The 19,179-nt window shown below is 38.7% G+C and carries 15 protein-coding genes; 14 read left to right on the forward strand and 1 reads right to left on the reverse strand.

Translation table 11 applies throughout. From position 1 onward, the window contains the following. The first annotated feature begins 10 nt into the window (after nucleotides 1-10). Nucleotides 11-913 carry a gliding motility protein GldN gene (gene gldN, locus R3X28_RS04695; RefSeq protein WP_154362756.1) on the forward strand — a complete coding sequence of 301 codons (903 nt, stop codon included), beginning with the start codon at nucleotides 11-13 and terminating at the stop codon, nucleotides 911-913. Between the two features lie 193 nt (nucleotides 914-1,106). Further along, nucleotides 1,107-2,165, forward strand: a complete 1,059-nt coding sequence (locus R3X28_RS04700) for an NAD(P)/FAD-dependent oxidoreductase (RefSeq protein ID WP_317662799.1) — start codon at nucleotides 1,107-1,109, stop codon at nucleotides 2,163-2,165. On the opposite strand, the gene R3X28_RS04705 is transcribed toward R3X28_RS04700, so the two are convergent. Further along, the gene (locus R3X28_RS04705) at nucleotides 2,152-2,538 is read right to left on the reverse strand and encodes a DUF983 domain-containing protein (RefSeq protein ID WP_317662801.1); all 387 of its coding nucleotides are present in this window, start codon (nucleotides 2,536-2,538) and stop codon (nucleotides 2,152-2,154) included. The genes R3X28_RS04700 and R3X28_RS04705 overlap by 14 nt on opposite strands. A gap of 65 nt (nucleotides 2,539-2,603) precedes the next feature. Between R3X28_RS04705 and R3X28_RS04710 the strand changes: the two genes are divergently transcribed. The 12 genes from R3X28_RS04710 (at nucleotide 2,604) to R3X28_RS04765 (ending at nucleotide 19,166) form a co-directional block, all read left to right on the forward strand. Further along, nucleotides 2,604-4,520, forward strand: a complete 1,917-nt coding sequence (locus R3X28_RS04710; protein ID WP_317662803.1) for an ABC-F family ATP-binding cassette domain-containing protein — start codon at nucleotides 2,604-2,606, stop codon at nucleotides 4,518-4,520. Between the two features lie 171 nt (nucleotides 4,521-4,691). Then, nucleotides 4,692-5,567, forward strand: a complete 876-nt coding sequence (locus R3X28_RS04715) for a leucine-rich repeat domain-containing protein (protein ID WP_154362748.1) — start codon at nucleotides 4,692-4,694, stop codon at nucleotides 5,565-5,567. Between the two features lie 165 nt (nucleotides 5,568-5,732). Continuing rightward, the gene (locus tag R3X28_RS04720; RefSeq protein WP_317662807.1) at nucleotides 5,733-6,203 is read left to right on the forward strand and encodes a MarR family winged helix-turn-helix transcriptional regulator; all 471 of its coding nucleotides are present in this window, start codon (nucleotides 5,733-5,735) and stop codon (nucleotides 6,201-6,203) included. Between the two features lie 9 nt (nucleotides 6,204-6,212). After that, a complete protein-coding gene (locus R3X28_RS04725) occupies nucleotides 6,213-7,355 on the forward strand; it encodes an efflux RND transporter periplasmic adaptor subunit (protein WP_317662809.1) in 1,143 nt (380 codons plus the stop codon). Then, entirely contained in the window at nucleotides 7,355-10,603 is a 3,249-nt protein-coding gene (locus R3X28_RS04730; protein WP_317662811.1) for an efflux RND transporter permease subunit, read from the forward strand. Before R3X28_RS04725 ends, R3X28_RS04730 begins: the two co-directional genes overlap by 1 nt. A gap of 69 nt (nucleotides 10,604-10,672) precedes the next feature. Continuing rightward, complete coding sequence (locus R3X28_RS04735; protein WP_154362740.1) at nucleotides 10,673-12,028, forward strand: TolC family protein; 1,356 nt, start codon at nucleotides 10,673-10,675, stop codon at nucleotides 12,026-12,028. A 2-nt stretch (nucleotides 12,029-12,030) separates the two neighbouring features. Beyond that, complete coding sequence (locus R3X28_RS04740; protein WP_154362738.1) at nucleotides 12,031-12,213, forward strand: CPXCG motif-containing cysteine-rich protein; 183 nt, start codon at nucleotides 12,031-12,033, stop codon at nucleotides 12,211-12,213. 420 nt (nucleotides 12,214-12,633) lie between these two features. Beyond that, on the forward strand, nucleotides 12,634-13,878 hold the full coding sequence (locus R3X28_RS04745; protein ID WP_317662815.1) for a cell envelope biogenesis protein OmpA: 1,245 nt from the start codon (nucleotides 12,634-12,636) through the stop codon (nucleotides 13,876-13,878). Between the two features lie 183 nt (nucleotides 13,879-14,061). Then, nucleotides 14,062-15,762, forward strand: coding sequence for a PorP/SprF family type IX secretion system membrane protein (locus tag R3X28_RS04750; protein ID WP_317662817.1), 1,701 nt, complete (start codon nucleotides 14,062-14,064; stop codon nucleotides 15,760-15,762). Nucleotides 15,763-16,606: 844 nt separating this feature from the next. Continuing rightward, a complete protein-coding gene (locus tag R3X28_RS04755) occupies nucleotides 16,607-17,227 on the forward strand; it encodes a response regulator transcription factor (RefSeq protein ID WP_282053477.1) in 621 nt (206 codons plus the stop codon). Between the two features lie 306 nt (nucleotides 17,228-17,533). Further along, entirely contained in the window at nucleotides 17,534-18,370 is an 837-nt protein-coding gene (gene kduI / locus R3X28_RS04760) for a 5-dehydro-4-deoxy-D-glucuronate isomerase (protein WP_317662820.1), read from the forward strand. A 10-nt stretch (nucleotides 18,371-18,380) separates the two neighbouring features. Further along, a complete protein-coding gene (locus R3X28_RS04765; RefSeq protein ID WP_317662822.1) occupies nucleotides 18,381-19,166 on the forward strand; it encodes a gluconate 5-dehydrogenase in 786 nt (261 codons plus the stop codon). Nucleotides 19,167-19,179 lie beyond the last annotated feature (13 nt).

The following is a 19,179-nucleotide window of genomic DNA, read 5'->3' on the forward strand; positions in this document are numbered from 1 at the left end:
ATTATATTTTATGAATTGGAAGAATGTTTTATTAATCGGAGCTGTTAGTCTACTGCCTGCATCGATCATGGCCCAAGCAAACATATTGAATGCTAAAAAGCCAGAACAGATAGGTGTAAGGACCGAAGCGCAGAAAGCTCTGGACAATGATGCTCCGTTGGAGTACGGTTATGTAGATGATAGGGATATCCTTTGGTCCAAAACCGTATGGGAGACCATTGATCTGGATGAGCGTGTCAACTTTCCACTCTATTATCCGATAGATACTGTTGATATAGGTTCTGATAGAAGGTCGTTATACGATGTGCTTATCAAGAGCATCAAAAATGGTAAATTGGAAGATGTATATGTAGATTCCTATTTTACTGAAAAAAGAAAGTTCAGTGATTTGGCCGCTACGTTACAGAAAGTAGATACCACCGATATGGGATACGAACAGATAAATGCGGGTGAGGAACTATCACCGGAGTTTATCAACCAGCGGGATTTGACTGCCGCAGATATAGAAGAGTATCGCATTAAAGGAATCTGGTATTTCGACAAGCGCCAGGGAGAATTAAAATACCGTTTGTTAGGTATTGCCCCTGTTGCTCCCGATGTTAACTTCATTGATGATGAATCTATGGATCCTTCAGATGCCAAGGTTGAGCTTTTCTGGGTATGGTACCCAAGTGCAAGACAGATCTTGCACGAAGCAAAAGTTTTTAACCAACGCAACTCGGCACAACCTATCACATATGATATGTTGTTGAATGCTAGAAGGTTCAATGGTGTTATTTATCGTGAGGATAATGTTCACGGTGACCGTAAGGTCAATGACTACATTGCTGACAATGCCTTGTTCCAACTCTTAGAGGCTAAAAGAATCAAAGAGAATATTAGGGATAGGGAACAGGATATGTGGGCCTATTAATAAAGCCCTGATCTGAATACAATTATAGTATTCTAGTAATTGGCATTATTAACTGCCAAATTAAAGGGAGATAAGACCCTAATGTACTGTAAATTCCAATTCAATACATAAAATGAAAACCCTGGCGATTTCGTCAGGGTTTTTTTATGTTCAGGAATTACTTCGAGTTTAATAGAATGTATAATTTTACGGCATGATAGATTATTTGGTTGTTGGCCTTGGTTTGGCTGGCGTTTCTTTTTGTGAGCAATTGGAGGTTACGGGAAAGGAGTATAAGGTTATCTCCGATGGGTCACAAACTTCATCCCTTGTTGCGGGTGGGTTGTACAATCCGGTAATACTGAAACGATTTACATTGGCGTGGAATGCCGATTCCCAATTGGAAACTGCATTATCCTTTTACGGTAAACTCGAGACGAAATTAGGAGTTCAATTGGATTATAAGATTCCTATTTTCAGGAAATTCGCATCTATAGAGGAGCAAAACCTTTGGTTCGAAGCAGCGGATAAAAAAAAGCTTGGTAGGTTTCTTAGTACCACTGTTGTCGAAAACGGAAACGAGGCCATTGCAGCTCCTTTTGGTTTTGGGAAAGTTCTGCATACGGGAAGAATCGATGTGAAGACTCTGATCGCCTCATACGAAGCCCATCTATTGGAAAAGGAAAAATTTGTAAAAGAGACTTTCGATTTTGATAGCTTACAAGTACTACAAGGTTATGTAAAGTATAAAAATATTGAAGCCAAGAGAATTGTTTTTGCGCAAGGTTTCGGTCTTAAGAAAAATCCTTATTTCAACTATCTGCCATTACAGGGTAGTAAAGGGGAACTTTTGACCATAAAGGCACCTGCACTAAAGGTGAATGAGATCATTAAATCATCTGTTTTTATAATTCCTTTAGGCAGGGATCATTATAGGGTCGGTGCAACCTATGAAAGAACTGATAAGACCAACACACCTACCGAAAGGGCCAAGAGTGAATTATTGACTAAACTTCATACGTTTATAAAAAGCGAATACGAAATCGTTGGTCATGCCGCGGGTATACGGCCAACGGTTGCTGATAGAAGGCCATTGGTTGGTCGCCATCCTGAACATAAACAAATGTATGTATTGAACGGTTTAGGTTCCCGAGGAGTGCTTATTGCACCAACGGTCTCAAAACAACTTTGGGAATTTATTGAAAACGAAGTGATGTTGCCCCCTGAAATAGATATCCAACGGTATAATAAAAAATATACTATTTCTTCTTAGCGGCATTGGGATCGTAATGAACAAAAAAGTTTATCCAAATATTTCTGGATAAGCGAATGATCACCGGCAAAAAGACTATCATTGTAACTACTATTGCAATAAAAGCTGTAAATAGGGAAGTACCGATGAACAAAAAGGAAATTACAAAAGCAGCAACGGCAAAAGCGACACCCACCCCGTAACTAACGTACATGGCACCGTAAAAGAAGGAAGGTTCGATCTTGTATTTCGTATTGCAATGCGAACAACGTTCATGCATTTTGAACAATTTGCCCAATTTATAAGGGTTTTTCTCCAAATACATACTTTCACTGTGGCATTTAGGGCAAGTTCCTGTTAAAATACTGTAGAGTTTGTTTCCTTTTTTTAACATTTGCAAAAGTTTTCGCGAAAGTACAGTATTTGTACTTTTCATAAAGTAACCTAGGTCACAAAAATATGCTAAACGTCCATAATCTTTCAGTCTCTTTCGGAGGTGAATATTTATTTGAGGAAATATCATTCAGGTTAAATGCTGGAGATCGCGTAGGCCTAATCGGTAAAAATGGTGCTGGAAAATCAACACTTTTGAAATTATTGTCAAGAGATATGCCCATAGATTCGGGTACCATCGCCACGGAGAAAAATTTAAAAATAGGATTTCTTAGACAGGATATAGATTTTAAACAGGGCAGAACGGTTCTAGAGGAGGCTTATCATGCTTTTGAGGAAATAAAATCCTTGGAACGCAAGCTAGAGGAAGTAAACCACCAACTTGCCGAAAGAACAGATTATGAGAGTGAGGAATATCACCAATTAATGGTGGATTTAAATGATTTTACACATCATTTTGAGATTATTGGCGGGTATAACTATCAAGGAGAGACCGAAAAAATATTGTTAGGTCTTGGTTTTAAACGGGAAGATTTCAATAAGAAAACCGAGACTTTTTCCGGAGGTTGGCGTATGCGTATCGAATTGGCCAAACTATTGTTGCAGACCAATGATGTATTGTTGCTCGATGAGCCTACCAACCATTTGGATATTGAATCGATTATATGGTTAGAGCAATTTTTGACCAATTACCCCGGGGCGGTGATGATCGTTTCCCATGACAAGATGTTCTTGGATAATGTCACTAACCGTACGATCGAAATATCTTTAGGGCGCATTTATGACTATGGGAAACCCTATACTGAATTTCTTAAGTTAAGGGGTGAAATGAAGGAGCAGCAACTCAATGCCCAAAAGAACCAGGACAAAGAAATTCAGCAGGCAGAGCGGTTAATAGAGAAATTCAGGGCAAAATCTACCAAAGCCTCTATGGCGCAATCCTTAATGAAAAAGCTCGATAAAATGGAGAGGATCGAGGTAGATCAAGATGATAATGCTGTAATGAATTTACGATTCCCCATTTCAATAACACCCGGAAAAGTAGTTGCTGAAATTGAAGACCTATCCAAAAACTATGGGGATAATCTAGTGCTCAACAATATAGACCTGCTAATTGAGCGTGATAGTAAAACTGCATTCGTTGGCCAAAACGGTCAAGGGAAGTCTACCTTGGCAAAGATAATGGTTGGCGAGATAGAGTATGAAGGAAAATGCAAGTTGGGGCATAATGTGCAGATAGGTTATTTTGCCCAGAACCAGGCAGAATACCTAGATGGACGCAAAACGGTTTTGGATACCATGATAGACGCTGCCAACGAATCCAATAGGAGTAAGGTACGTGATATTCTGGGCTCATTCCTTTTTAGGGGCGAGGAAGTCGATAAATATGTGAAAGTACTTTCCGGAGGTGAACGCAATAGGTTGGCTTTGGCCAAAATGCTTTTACAACCTTTTAATGTATTGGTGATGGATGAACCTACCAATCACCTCGATATCCAATCCAAGAACGTATTGAAAACAGCCCTTCAGAATTTTGAGGGCACCCTCATATTGGTTTCTCACGATAGGGACTTCCTTCAAGGATTAACCAATAAAGTATATGAGTTCAGGGATAGGAAGATCAAAGAGTATTTGGGGGATATCGACTTTTATCTGGAACAAAGAAAGGTAGCCGATTTTAGGGCCATTGAGAAGGAAAAGAGCAATTCAACCAAGAAGGTAAAAGCCCAAAAGCCATCAAATTCCTTTCAAGACCAAAAGAAAATAAAATCCTTAAAGAATAAATTGAGTACAGTGGAAAGTAAAATTGCCTTACTGGAAAAGGAATTAAAGGAAATAGACCACGAACTTCTCATGAACTATGACGCTACTATCTCGGCACCTAATTTTTTCGATACTTACCAAGGTAAAAAGAAAGATTTGGAAATACTTATGGAACAATGGACCAAAATTACCATCGAATTGGAAAATTCGGTTGGGTAGTTCCTAAATTTTAGTTTAAAACTTTTCCTACACCACACATAACAGAACTTTTACAACATTATAGAACCGTTTAACGATAAAAGTTGCGATTTAACAGGTTCTACTGCTATATTTGTAGGGTAATTCTTAATTTATAAGAAGTAGTTTTACTCATTAATAATTATTTGGAATATGAAAAGGATATTATGTTTGGTTTTGATGACTATGATGGCCAATAGTGTATTACTGGCTAAAGTTAGTTTAGAAGAAAAACAAGCCTTGATAGATTTCTATGAAAGTACCAATGGGATATCTTGGAAAGTTACGTGGGATTTAGAGACCGAATGTGAAACATGGTACGGTGTTGATGTTGAAAAAGATCATGTTGTAGGGATTGAATTGTTCCATAATAATCTGTCGGGAACCTTGCCAACTAGTATTGGTAAACTGGGTCACCTGAAAAAGTTGAATTTGGCTTTCAATTCCATCACAGGAACATTACCGACAAGTTTAGGTCTGTTGAAAGAATTAAAGGTCTTAAAATTGGAAATGAACCGCCTAAAGGGAACGTTGCCCAATACTATCGGTATGATGACGGAATTGGAGGAGTTTTCCATTTTCAATAACTTTATTTCAGGGAGTATTCCAGAAGCTTTGGGAGGACTGAAAAACTTAAGGATCTTAAATCTTTCAAGTAATAATTTGAAAGGGGCCATCCCCAAATCTTTAGGTGAACTGACCCAATTGGAAAGTTTGGGACTTTTTGAAAATGGATTGGATGGTAAAATACCCAATGAAATGGGTAACCTTACAAAATTGAGGGAACTGGTTTTGGCAAACAACCATTTAGGAGGTGCCATACCTGCTGAATTTGGGCAATTGGCTAGTTTAGAGGTATTTCAAATACAAAACAATAACTTTAATTCCTTTGAGAACTTAGGAATGATGGATACAAGAGGTATGTTGGTCTTTGACTATGATAAGGATGATTCCCGTATAGATTTCAAAGACATTAACTTTAGCAAAACTAGAATGGCAGATACAAAGTTCGAAGATGTCGAAGAATAGTTAGTGATTCATAGTTTTAGTTAGTTTGGTTAAAAGGGATGCGGAGGCATCCCTTTTTGTTTGGCTGAAATCAATAGAAAATTTACCTGTTCAAACAATGACATTATGATAATTTTAACGTTGGTTGCACCTGCAACTAAAAACGTTTTTCGTTAGTTTCGCCACATGCAAGTAGATGAAGTACAAATTGATTTTGAAAATTCTATCCTTCCGTGGCTGGGTAGAACCTCCAAATTCGTGGATCATTATCTGCATTTGCTTTTGAGCCGGCATGGGTTGCCCTTCAGTAAAGAGCAGATCGTAGTGCTTAAAATGTTACATGATCATGAAGGGGACGGGCTTAACCAAAACGAATTGGCATTTTTGACCAATAGGGATAAATCCTCATTGACCCGTTTGCTTTCGAACATGGAAAAGAAGAAATGCATAATAAGAAAACAGGATAAAGAAGATAAACGTGTCAACCAAGTGTTTTTGACAGATGAAGGAAGAATGGTTTTCAAAAAGTCCAAATTAGCCCTAAAACAATTTATTGAGGATATGGAGCAGGGTATTTCGGAGATGGAAAAAAAGCAATTGATAGCAATATTGAAAAAAGTGCAAATTAATTATAAGAAAGAAAGTTTAGTACAATAGCCAAACCATATGAGAAAAACAATTTTAAGTATTTTGGGTGTTCTGATTATCGTGGCATCTATTTTCATAGCAAAACTGATCATTGATAGTAAGAGCAATGCCAAGCCCAAAGCTGAAAAAGTCGTAAAAACCGTTTTTACGCAAAAGGTTGAAAATGGTATTATACCAATAGTGGTGCCGGCCAATGGTAATCTTATGGCCAAGAACCGCTTAGAACTGTATGCAGAGGTGCAAGGGGTTTTTCGTGGGGGTAATAAGCTATTTCGCCCGGGACAAACCTATCGCAAAGGCGAAAGTATTATTCGTATAGACGCTTCTGAATACAAGGCAAATGTACAATCGGCAAAAAGTAACCTTTATAATCAGCTTACGTCCATAATGCCGGATCTTCGATTGGATTACCCTGATATTTTTCCGAAATGGCAAACGTATCTCACAGGTTTTGATATAGAGGGGGCCACTCCGAAACTTCCGGAAATGACTACGGAAAAAGAAAAGTTCTTTATTTCAGGTAGGGGAATATTGACCACGTATTACAATGTGAAGAATTTAGAGCAAAGACTTACGAAATATACCATATCGGCACCTTTTAATGGAGTTTTGACCGATGCCTTGGTCACCGAGGGAACGTTGATCCGTTCCGGTCAAAAGTTAGGAGAGTTCATAAATACCGATGTATATGAATTGGAGGTCGCGATAAGCAAGAAATTCAGCGACTTGCTCCAAGTAGGGGAGCAAGTAGCCCTCACCAATCTAGACAAGACCAAGGAATACAAAGGCAAGGTGACCAGGATCAACGGAAGTGTGGATCAGGCAACGCAGACGATCAAGGCCTATATTGAGGTTAGGGACAGTGGCCTTAGGGAGGGTATGTATCTTGAGGCCAATCTAGATGCCAAGGATGAAACGAATGCCATAGAAATTGATAGAAACCTATTATTGGAAAATAACCGCATTTTTGTTGTTCGCGACTCTTTATTGGATATGATAGATGTTGAGCCGGTTTATTTCTCAAATAAAAAGGTGGTGTTGAAAAATGTACCCAACGGATTGACCATTTTAAGTAAACCTGTTGTCGGGGCTTATACCGGCATGTTGGTAAAGCAATATCAAGAAAAAGAAACAAGGGAATCAACTAATACGGCCAACTAATGAGAAACGTTATTTCCTATTTCATCAAGTACCATGTAGCGGTACATGTTTTTATTTTTGCGTTTGCCATTTTTGGATTAATAGGGGCACTTTCATTAAAGTCCTCCTTTTTCCCGCTTTCCGATTCCAAGAACATTTCAATAAGTATTACCTATCCTGGGGCTTCCCCACAAGAAGTTGAGGAGGGTATTGTACTCAAGATCGAGGATAACCTTAAAGGCTTGGAGGGTGTAGATAGGGTTACTTCCATCTCCCAAGAAAATAGTGGTAACATAAATGTTGAGATTGAAAAGGGGCGAGATATTGATTTTATGCTTCTAGAGGTGAAAAATGCCGTGGATAGGGTACCTACATTTCCGACAGGCATGGAGCCATTGATCGTTTCTAAATTGGAGGCTGTTAGGCAAACCATAAATTTTGCTATTAGTGGTGACAACATCCCTTTAGCGACCTTGAAACAGATTGGAAGGCAAATAGAGAATGATCTTAGGGCCATTGACGGAATTTCCCAGATAGACATTTCCGGGTATCCTGAAGAAGAGATAGAAATTGCGGTAAATGAGAATAATCTCTTGGCCTACGATATGTCTTTTGATGAAGTTGCCCAAGCTGTTAGTAATGCCAATATCTTGGTAACAGGAGGTAATATTAAAACGAACGCGGAAGAATATCTGATAAGGGCAAATAATAGGTCGTATTATGGTAGTGAACTTTCGAATATCATTGTAAGGGCCGATGCTAGTGGGCAAACTGTTCGCCTGAAAGACGTGGCCGTTATCAGGGACCGGTTCTCCGAAACCCCGAATGCCATTTATTTCAATGGGAATATGGCGATAAATACCACGATAACAAGTACAAATACAGAAGACTTACTTAGTTCTGCGGATAAGGTCAAAGAATATATTTCCAATTTTAACGAACAGCATAACAATGTTCGTTTAGATGTGGTGAGTGATCAGTCCAAGACCTTGAACCAGCGAACCCAATTGTTGACCGAAAATGCCATTATGGGTATGCTTTTGGTTCTTTTGTTCCTTTCACTTTTTTTGAATACAAGATTGGCCTTTTGGGTAGCATTTGGTTTGCCGATTTCCTTTTTGGGAATGTTCATATTTGCAGGCTTTTTCGATGTTACCATAAATGTGCTTTCATTATTCGGGATGATTATCGTAATCGGTATTCTTGTTGATGACGGTATCGTAATCGCAGAAAATATTTATCAGCATTACGAAAGGGGAAAATCGCCTTTGGCCGCAGCGATTGACGGTACCATGGAGGTTATACCCCCTATTGTTTCTGCTATTATTACGACAGTACTGGCATTCTCGATATTCCTGTTCTTGGATGGTAGGATAGGTGAGTTTTTCAGTGAAGTTTCCGTAATTGTTATCCTCACCCTGGTAATTTCATTGATAGAGGCTTTGATAATACTCCCTGCCCACTTGGCACACTCTAAGGCCCTTCAACCGGTTGATAATACAGAGAAAACGGGAATTGCAGCAGCCTTTGCCCGTCTTAGGGGAATCAATCGGGCAGGTGACAGGTTTATGAAATGGATGAGGGATAAAATGTACAGTCCAACCCTGCAGTTCGTAATGCAACATAAACTCTTTTCTTTTGGAATATTTTCAATGCTATTGATCCTGACCTTAGGGTCGATCGGTGGTGGAATAATCCGTACTTCATTTTTTCCTCGGATCGCGAGTGATCGTGTTCAGGTAGAGTTATTAATGCCCAATGGGACGAATGAGAAGGTGACCGATTCAATAATTTCATTGATTGAGACGAAGGCTGAAATCGTGAATCAAGAATTGACAGATAAATATTTGCAAGGTACAGGTAAAGTATTATACGAGAATGTGATAAAACAATTGGGTCCAGGGTCGTCAGCAGCTACCCTGACCCTGAATTTATTGCCAGGGGAAGAGCGTCCTGATGAAATTGTTTCGGATTTGGTAACTAATCGACTCAGGGAGTTGGTGGGTCCGGTAATAGGGGTAGAGAGTTTGATTTATGGTTCTGGTGGTAATTTTGGAGGGAATCCGGTTTCGGTATCCTTGCTGGGAAATAACATTGAAGAATTAAAGGCGGCCAAGAATGAACTGAAGACGGCTATGTTGAGTAATTCCGCTTTAAAGGATATTGAGGATAACGACCCGGCGGGTATAAAAGAAATACGTTTGGAGCTCAAGGAAAATGCTTATTTGTTGGGGTTGGACCTAAGAACGGTAATGAATCAGGTAAGGGCCGGTTTTTTTGGTTCCCAAGCACAGCGTTTTCAACGTGGGCAAGATGAGATTAAGGTCTGGGTTCGGTATGATCGTGGAAACCGATCTTCTATTGCCGATTTAGATGAAATGCGCATACAGACGCCATCCGGGGACCGGGTGCCTCTAAAAGAAATAGCCAGCTATTCCATTGAAAGGGGGGATGTGGCGATCAATCGTTTGGAAGGGAGACGTGAAATCCAAATTTCAGCTGACCTGAAAAATGAAAAGGAGACTAGTGCTACCGATGTCATGAACGATATAAAAGCGAATATCATGCCGGGGATAGAATCCAAATATCCTACGGTGACTCCTTCTTATGAAGGTCAAAACCGGGAAGTGAACAAAACCATTAATTCGTTGGAAGGGGTAGGTGTGGCCGTAATACTCTTGATTTATATTACCATCGCCTTTACCTTTAGGAGTTTCAGTCAACCTTTAATGTTGATCTTGTTGGTGCCTTTTAGCATCACAGCAGTTGGTTGGGGGCATTGGATACATGGTTTCCCGGTGAACTTTCTGTCAATGTTGGGTATTATCGCATTGATCGGTATTATGGTTAACGACGGGTTGGTACTCATAGGTAAGTTCAATGCAAACCTTAGGGAAGGTATGCAGTTTGATGATGCCTTGATTGAAGCAGGAAAATCGAGATTTAGGGCTATTTTCCTGACCTCGGTAACTACCATTGCCGGTTTGGCCCCATTGCTGTTGGAAAAAAGTAGACAGGCACAGTTTTTAAAACCTATGGCGATTTCCATTGCCTATGGTATTGCATTTGCAACAGTTTTGACCTTATTGATGTTGCCACTTTTCCTTTCTTTCAGTAATAAGATAAAGGTGGGGACCAAATGGTTGAAAACAGGTGAACGTGTCACCAAGGAAGAGGTTGAAAGGGCCATAAAAGAACAGAAAGAGGAGGCTCATTTAAGCGGTGACCTTTCTGAAGGCCATGCGGTTATGAGTCATAATGATGATTAAAATATTTAAGGATTTTGGTAATTGTAAGCCATGTATAACGAAGAACATTATAAAATACGACGTTCGAACATGATTAAAAACAAAGTTGCCTTTTTAATGGCTTTAATAGGTGTTTTTGGAGTAAGTCTTAAGGCACAGGAAAAAGTATTGACCAAAGAGGATGCAATTGCACTAGCCTTGGAAAATAATTACGGTATTAATGTGGCCAAGAACCAAGTTGAGGTTGCCGGGAATAATAAAGGAATCATGAATTCCGGTTATTTGCCGACACTTACAGGTTCTGCCGGTGCAAGTTACAGTAGGGATGATTCCGTTATTGAGTTTCCGGGACAGTTCAACGAAGATGGCACCCCTAGGGAAGATGTTGAACTCGATAAGGCAGAAGCCCAATCGTATTCCTCCGCTTTAACGGCAAGTTATACGCTATTCGATGGCCTAGGTAGATTCTACAATTATAAAAGATTGAAAGAGCAATATCAACTAAGCGAACTACAGGCGCGGGAAACAATAGAGAATACCATAGTACAACTTTTCAGTGTATATTATGAAATAGCCAGACTTACCGAAAATGAAAATGTATTGCGAAAAACACTTGATATTTCAAGGGATCGGTATACGCGTTCGGAGTATTCTTTTGAATATGGTCAAAGTACAAAATTGGATATTCTAAATGCCCAAGTCGATATTACCAATGATAGTATAAATGTATTGAATGCAAGACAACAACTGGCGAATACAAAACGGGACCTTAACGTGCTTTTGAGTCAGGATTTGAACATGCTATATACTGTTGATACCTTGGTTACTTTTATTCCTAAAATCAAATTGGAGGAGTTCGTTGGGCAGGCAAAGTTGAATAACGTTTCCCTATTGCAGACCGAAAGGAATCTTGCGATCAATTCATACGATATCAAAGTACAAAAGTCGGGCTATCTCCCTACTATTGGGTTAAGTGGATCCTATGGGTGGAATTTGAACCAAAGTGCTCAATCGGCCTTTTTTCCGGGTACCAATACCGACAATACCAGTTTTGATTTGGGAGCCAGTCTTTCTTGGAATTTGTTTGATGGTGGAGGTACCAATGTACGGGTCAAGAATGCTAAAATAGCTTATGAGAACCAAGAGCTGCTTAAAAAACAAATTGAACTTGAAGTTGATCGCGATATTCAGAATGCTATGGCTATCTATGAAAACAAACTGGTCATTTATACCATTCAGGAACAAAACGTTGTTACCAACCAAAATAATTTTGAACGCTCAAAGGAGCAGTTTCAATTGGGTAGAATAACCTCTATTGAATTCAGACAGGCCCAGATAAATTTATTGAATGCCCAGACCAATAAGAATTTGGCCAAATACGAGGCCAAATTGGCAGAACTTCAGTTACTGCAGCTTACCGGGCAATTGTTGAATGTGGAGCTTTAAAAATGTACGAGCATTTTTTCCAATGTCCGTATTGCTGGGAAGAGATTTCCATACTGTTAGATTCTTCAATATCAAGTCAAACCTATGTTGAGGATTGTGAAGTCTGTTGTAACCCAATGGATATTACACCACAATTCAATGATAATAATTTAGTGGGCTTTGAGGTGAAAAGCTTAGAACAGTAATTTACAGCATTTCTCAAAGCTCGTTTTTTGTTTGCCCCTTCTTTATTCAGGGCATTTCCTAAGGCTCTTCCCTTTCCTATTTTTGGTTTTGACAATGAGATCAATATCATCCTTGCTTATTACGTCAATTTTTGATTTTTTGTGCAAAAAAGCTGTTTTGGGCAGTTTTAAAACGATCTAATGCACGATGTATATCATTGATTTTGAGTCTAAGGGAGGGTTTTTGTTCAATAAGTTTTAGTGATAAAACACGGTAATCACTTTTTAAAACAAGCAAAAAATTTGGTTGAGGGGATTAATAAATTCGTTCAAATACCACTTTGAAAGCCAAAAAATACCAAAACCTGTGAATTTTTACTAGTACAAGGTTGGCTACTATTGGTGAACTTTGAACCCATAAGAACCCAATATCTTATCATTATGAAAAATACTATAACCTACAACGTAACATTTGCCTTCATTATTTCATTTTTCTGCTATTCTTTGAATGCGCAACGCACAAAAACACCGGAAAACAATTCTGTTAGTGTTTATGAGAAGAATAAACGTGCCGATGATTTTATCAAGTTAAAAAAATTGGGGTACCAAGAAAAGGAGATTTTCGAAGATTTGGGCAATGCCCATTTTTTAGCCGAAAACTATGAAACCGCACTATTCTGGTATGAAAAGTTCAGGGCCGTAAGTGCAGAGGGGACCTTAAGTAAGGGGTTTCAAAAGCGATATGAATATACCGTGGCGAAAACTTCCGATTCAGAAACGGCGGTCGCAATGAACAGGGAAGATTGGCTTGCTGCCATTCGACGAGATTATGAGGTTGAAGAATCCAATAATTCTCATGATAATAAATATCGTCGGTTAGACTCAAAACTTATCCTTCAGGGGAATATGAAAAGTCAATTGCTAGGTGCCAATAATGATGACTTAGGAGAAGAGCTGAAAGAAGGGTACGGTTACAAAGCACCCATAAGTTTAACTGCAGATGGTAAAACGGCTTTCTTCAGTAAGGCGGTTTACGTTAAGCCACCTATCGGGATATTTTCTAAAAAAGAGGTTGTTCATAAGATTTATCGTGCGGATAAAAAGAACGGCAGGTGGCAAAATGTAAGGGAAATAGCAGTATGCCCAAAATATTCCTCAGCCCTTCACCCGGCAGTGTCTTATGATGGGAAACGATTGTTCTTTACTTCAGATATGCCCGGAAGCTATGGTAAATACGACATTTATGTTTCGAATATACGCAAAGACGGTTCATTAGGGGTAGCAATGAACCTGGGGAAAAAGGTAAATACCAAGAAAAACGATATGTACCCTAGAATAGTTGGTACGTCGACCCTCTTCTTTGCTTCGGATGGGAGAAAAGGACTTGGAGGCCTTGATGTTTATATGGCCCAAGTGAATAGCACTAATGTGGGATTGGCTATTAATCTGGGAGATACCCTAAATAGCCGTGAAGATGATTATGCTGTTCGGTTCATGCCTGAAAATGATATGGCGTATGTTATATCTAGCCGTGGCAAATCAGCAGGGGATCTACATCAGGTGGCCTTTTCGTATAGCCAACCCGGGGACCATATACCTGAAGAGAATACGGCATATAATATCCTGGAAGCGATCAATAATGAATCAAAAATGGATTTAAGCTCATCGGTCTTTGAAGATGAGTAAGAAAAGGATCTGTAAAGGAGTTTGGGGTAAAATTCAAAACCTTGGGGCTTCAAAAATCCAATAACACGAATACTCGGGTATATATAGGTTTATTCTAAATATTTTACGAAAGAGCCCAAGGCCCGAAAGACACTGTTTTTTGGAGAGTAAAAGTTAAAAAGTCTAATATAAAATTTCGCAAAGATGAGTTGCTATACTACATTAATGGATAGGTCAAGAACGCTGATGGTGTTTTGCATAATGCTAGGCTTCTTTTCCTCGTTCGCACAGGAGGAAAGTTCAGGTTTGAGCTCTCGGAGTGCATACCACAATCAATTGTTCTTTAACCGTTTTTTGATCAACCCGACGTTTTCGTTGGTTCGTGAAAACAAATCATACCTCAATATCCTTCATAGAAACCAGTATGCGACTTTCGAGGACAATAGCCAAAACTATTTCTTGGGATTTAGCAATAAGTTAAACGAGAATACCGCATTGGGTATAGGGGTGTACAGTCAATGGGAAGGAGTTGTTCAAGAATTCGGTTTCAATGCGAATTATGCAACTGCTGTACGTTTGGGTGCTAAAAGCAAACTGACTTTTGGAACAAACATTTCCTACTATAATGAAGGTTTGGATAAAAATAGGATAACTACCAATGAGAGTGATCCCGAAGTCTTGGAAGCGAACAAGCAAAGTAAAATTGCCATTCAACCTGGTGTTACCTTATCTGTCGGAAGTTTTGATTTTGGGTTGTATGCAGAGGACCTTTTTAAATTCAATCAAACTACCAATGAGTTTTTAACACAGTTCGATGACAAAAGCGTTAAGGCATCTTTACAGTATACCCATTCTTTTGGGGCCAATAGGGGATTGTTTGAAAATGCACGATTAATGCCCTTGTTACAAGTAGGGAGAAATGACGATAATTCAATGGCTTATTTAGGTTCTTTACTTTTGGATATGCCTAATTACGGATGGTTGCAAACTACTTTAGACGACACCTATGGCCTGTCAATGGGACTTGGTTTCAATATCAGTAAAAAAATGTCTATCGGTTACTTAATGGAGAAGGATATAAAGCAAGAAGATGCCGATTTAGGATTTAACCATGAGGTGTCTTTGGCGTATACTTTTAAGGATAGTGGTGATAGTAGTTCTAGTTATGCAGATACATCCGAAGATGCAAAAATAGATCGTATTGTTAGGAATTATGAAGAGCAGATATTGGCACTTAGGGCCGAAAAGAAAAGTAAGGCCCAAAAATCTGCGGCTGAGGTAACCAATGATAAAACTTCACTTACCAAGAACACTGATAGGGAAGTGGTTGACAATAATGACCTTGCTTATCAAAACCGTTTGATCTTGGATGAACTTATTTTAAGACAGGATTCTTTGGAAAAAGCAAGGAACAAAGAATTTGAAAAACGTTTTGAAACCATTGTACGCGTATTACGAAATGACCTGAAGAATAACGTTAAAACAAATAACAAGGAATTCAGTACTGAAAGCCGTACGGTTTTGGTTACTAATACGAATAAAGCCGAGTCAACGACCAACCTGAATGAAATGGAGCATAAAGATTATGTGAAGTTGCCAATAAAAGTGTTGGACCAATCCGATATAATCGGGGTAAAGACCGGGTACTATGTTATTGTAAATGTATATAAAAACAAGAAGTACTTAAATGCCTTTATTGATGACCTAAAACGTCAAGGATTGAATGCGAAACAGTTCTTTAATAAAGCAAACGGACTTCATTATGTGTACTTGGCCGATTATGATATTAAAAAAGATGCTGAAACGGCTGTTGTGTCCAACCTACACGGGGAATACAGGGATGAGAAGTGGATCATGCAGGTTGAAAACACCACGGCTACAGCTGCTAATTTATATGATGACTAGTAACCTAAACGGTATTGGATTAAAAATTAAGGTGCATTTAGAATCTACTAAACAAGTAGTATGCATTGTAGAATATAAAAATTTTCTGATTGGGTAGATAAAAGGAGGGGTATCCGGGGGGATAGCATTCATTCCCTCCTTTTTACTTAGGGAAAACAAAACATTAAAGCATATAAAGATTTTCTGATTGGGTTGATAAAAAGGAGGGGTATCCGGGGGGATAGTATTTTTCCCCTCCTTTTCAATTTTAAGGGTTAATTAAGGATTTTCTGGTTTTTTGATGATAAAAATGATCTTTTATGCATAATGTTTCAACACATAGTGCATTTGAACGAAAACAGCTACAATAAATATAATTTCAGGTCAATATTGACTATCATTGTATAACAAAAATCAACCAATATTAACCTCCAAATCCCCCCAAGAAATGGAAGCGAACCATAACCTACAGTACCTCAGAAAAGAAAAGTGCGTTTTTTTGTACTTAGCAAAAAACAACTTGCATCGGCAATCGCGGCCTGATGTTCCAACAAAAGAAAAACATCCAGTTTTTTTTCAAAATCCAGATCAATCGCATCGTACGGTCTTTAGGCGCAATTAAATTTTTGCCTGGACAATAGCGGATTTTTTTTAGTGGGATTCCTCTAGATTTTCTACTCTTAAAATTGTTTCTGAAAATACCTTATTGGTGTTTTAACTGATTATTTCCAATAGTCAGAAAGAACCTTATTGTCTTGTTGCATCATTTTGTATGGCACCATACAAGCCATACATATGCTCCCTGTCGTGAAATGAACAAAATTTAGTAAACAGAAATATATGTAACAAAAATACCCCCCAAATTATGAAAGCAAATGCATTAAAGATTATCATTATTGACAATGATCGAGAGCTTCAAGAAGGTTATAGGTTTTATTTTGAGAGTTTTAAGGACTACGCCCTTGTAGGGCTATATGGGTCAGCGGATGAGGCCTTGTGTGACTATAGTACCATTATGCCCGATATTATTTTGACTGAAACGGTCTTGGACAATGAAGATCATATAGAGGCTATAAAGAAGTTTAGAAGAAAAGACCCATATGTAAAAGTGATAATGATAAGTGGTAACTCTGACTTTGAACTTGTGAAAAGGGCCTTTAAAAAAGGGGCCAATGGTTATCTTACCAAACCATTGAGCAAGTATCGCTTGCATAACGCCTTAAATTCAATTAAGTACGAAGGAGCGGCAATGAGCAATGATATTGTCCAAAAGGTAATACAGAATTTAAATGGAAAGTCATATCAGGATTTCTCTAATAGGGAAAACCAAATCATAGATTTTTTATGTAAGGGAGCAACCTATAAAATGATTGCTGAGAAACTTTTCGTTACTACCAGTACCATAAACTTTCACATACAGAATATCTATTTAAAATTAAATGTGAATTCGAAATCAGAGGCCTTGATTAAGCTACGGCAATTGTAAAAGTGCTATCGTACATTAGAGGATTATTTTGACTTGTTCAATTTTCCATGCGCTCCCATACCTAGCCATAAGGGTATGGGGGCGTTTTTGGTTTTTTTAAAGGTGTTCAAAGAATTCTTTAATGGGGTGCCTTGTCAATATTTTTTTAAGGATCAAGGTTCTTTTCGGGTTACTATTTAAGTAAGTACGAATACAACAAAGAAGAGTGGTAATACTTTTCTTTTGTCAAATATTGGCTGCTTATTTTTTTGAATTCCCTAAAAATGGATTATATTCGCGTAATCGATTGCGCAAATTATATAAAAAATGACAAAACACGAATTCAGATATGCTGCAAATCCCGTAGATGCTAGGAAATATGGGACAGAAGAATTACGTAGGGAGTTTTTAATAGACAAGCTTTTTGTTGAAAATCAGATACAATTGACCTATTCAATGTACGATCGTTACATTGTTGGGGGTGCTATGCCCGTTAATGAAGATTTGAAATTAGAGACGATACCATACCTTAAGTCCAAGAATTTTTTGGATAGAAGGGAATTGGGTGTGATAAATGTTGGGGCAAAAGGAAAAGTGACTGTTGACGGGGAAGATTATGAGCTCAATACCAAAGAGGCACTCTATGTGGGTAAGGATTCAAAAGATGTTGTTTTTTCAAGTTTAGGGGAAGGGCAACCTTTGTTTTATATAAATTCTGCCCCGGCACACAAAAGATTCCCGACAAAAAAAGTCGGTGCGAATGATGCTGAAGTTGTGCAATTGGGTGATGAAAAGTATGCCAACAAAAGGGTGTTGAACAAGCTTATTGTAAATAGTATTGTAGAAACATGCCAATTGCAAATGGGACTCACTGAACTTTTGCCGGGCAATGTATGGAATACCATGCCGGCACATACCCATAGTAGGCGTATGGAAGCTTATTTCTACTTTAATTTGGAAGAGGGTCAGACCATAAGTCATTTTATGGGGGAACCTCAGCATACACGCCATATTTTTATTGAAAACAATCAAGCGGTTCTATCACCTGAATGGTCAATTCATTCAGGGTCGGGTACTTGTAATTATTCCTTTGTTTGGGGAATGGCGGGGGAAAATTTGGATTATGGTGATATGGACGTATGTGCACCTAACGAATTGAAATAATACATATATCATGAAAAGTTTATTTGATTTAAGTGGAAAAAGGGCACTGGTCACCGGTGCAGTACATGGTCTGGGAATGGCCATGGCCAAAGGATTGGGGCATGCGGGTGCCGAGCTGATCGTAAACAATAATTCGGCCGATATGTTGGTAGAGGCCAAAAAGGAATATGAAAAAGAAGGGCTTAAGGTTCATACGTATGTATTTGACGTCACTGATGATAAAGAAGTAGAAAAGCATACAGATTTAATTGAAAATGAAGTAGGCCCCATAGATATTTTGATTAATAATGCCGGTATCATTAAGAGGGTTCCCATGCAGGATATGGAGACCAAGGATTTCGAAGCGGTAATAGATGTAAATTTAGTAGGACCCTTTATCGTTTCTAAATATGTGGGCCGAAAGATGATTGCCCGTAGAGCAGGTAAAATCATCAATATCAATTCTATGATGAGCGAATTGGGAAGGGATACCGTTTCGGCGTATGCGGCTTCAAAAGGCGGATTAAAGATGTTGACCAAAAATATGGCTACCGAATGGGCCAAATATAACATTCAGACCAATGGTATTGGGCCTGGGTACTTTGCAACTTCGCAAACGGCACCTATTCGGGTGAACGGACATCCATTCAATGATTTTATAATCAGTAGAACCCCTGCTGCCCGTTGGGGAGATCCTGAAGATTTGGTCGGTGCGGCGGTATTTTTGGCATCAAAGGCAAGTGATTTCGTTAATGGTCAGATCATATACGTTGACGGAGGTATTTTAGCCACAATAGGAAAACCAGCTAACGAGTAGAAAAGTATTAAAT

It is taken from the genome of Maribacter sp. TH_r10, assembly GCF_033101095.1.
Lineage (GTDB): Bacteria > Bacteroidota > Bacteroidia > Flavobacteriales > Flavobacteriaceae > Maribacter_A > Maribacter_A luteus.

Coding starts and splice junctions, on each gene's coding strand:
- R3X28_RS04765 (WP_317662822.1), top strand. CDS start 18,381: ATGAAAAGTTTATTTGATTTAAGTGGAAAAAGGGCACTGGTCACCGGT.
- R3X28_RS04755 (WP_282053477.1), top strand. CDS start 16,607: ATGAAAGCAAATGCATTAAAGATTATCATTATTGACAATGATCGAGAG.
- R3X28_RS04735 (WP_154362740.1), top strand. CDS start 10,673: ATGATTAAAAACAAAGTTGCCTTTTTAATGGCTTTAATAGGTGTTTTT.
- R3X28_RS04750 (WP_317662817.1), top strand. CDS start 14,062: ATGAGTTGCTATACTACATTAATGGATAGGTCAAGAACGCTGATGGTG.
- R3X28_RS04725 (WP_317662809.1), top strand. CDS start 6,213: ATGAGAAAAACAATTTTAAGTATTTTGGGTGTTCTGATTATCGTGGCA.
- R3X28_RS04710 (WP_317662803.1), top strand. CDS start 2,604: ATGCTAAACGTCCATAATCTTTCAGTCTCTTTCGGAGGTGAATATTTA.
- R3X28_RS04730 (WP_317662811.1), top strand. CDS start 7,355: ATGAGAAACGTTATTTCCTATTTCATCAAGTACCATGTAGCGGTACAT.
- gldN (WP_154362756.1), top strand. CDS start 11: ATGAATTGGAAGAATGTTTTATTAATCGGAGCTGTTAGTCTACTGCCT.
- R3X28_RS04745 (WP_317662815.1), top strand. CDS start 12,634: ATGAAAAATACTATAACCTACAACGTAACATTTGCCTTCATTATTTCA.
- R3X28_RS04720 (WP_317662807.1), top strand. CDS start 5,733: ATGCAAGTAGATGAAGTACAAATTGATTTTGAAAATTCTATCCTTCCG.
- R3X28_RS04700 (WP_317662799.1), top strand. CDS start 1,107: ATGATAGATTATTTGGTTGTTGGCCTTGGTTTGGCTGGCGTTTCTTTT.
- kduI (WP_317662820.1), top strand. CDS start 17,534: ATGACAAAACACGAATTCAGATATGCTGCAAATCCCGTAGATGCTAGG.
- R3X28_RS04705 (WP_317662801.1), bottom strand. CDS start 2,538: ATGTTAAAAAAAGGAAACAAACTCTACAGTATTTTAACAGGAACTTGC.
- R3X28_RS04740 (WP_154362738.1), top strand. CDS start 12,031: ATGTACGAGCATTTTTTCCAATGTCCGTATTGCTGGGAAGAGATTTCC.
- R3X28_RS04715 (WP_154362748.1), top strand. CDS start 4,692: ATGAAAAGGATATTATGTTTGGTTTTGATGACTATGATGGCCAATAGT.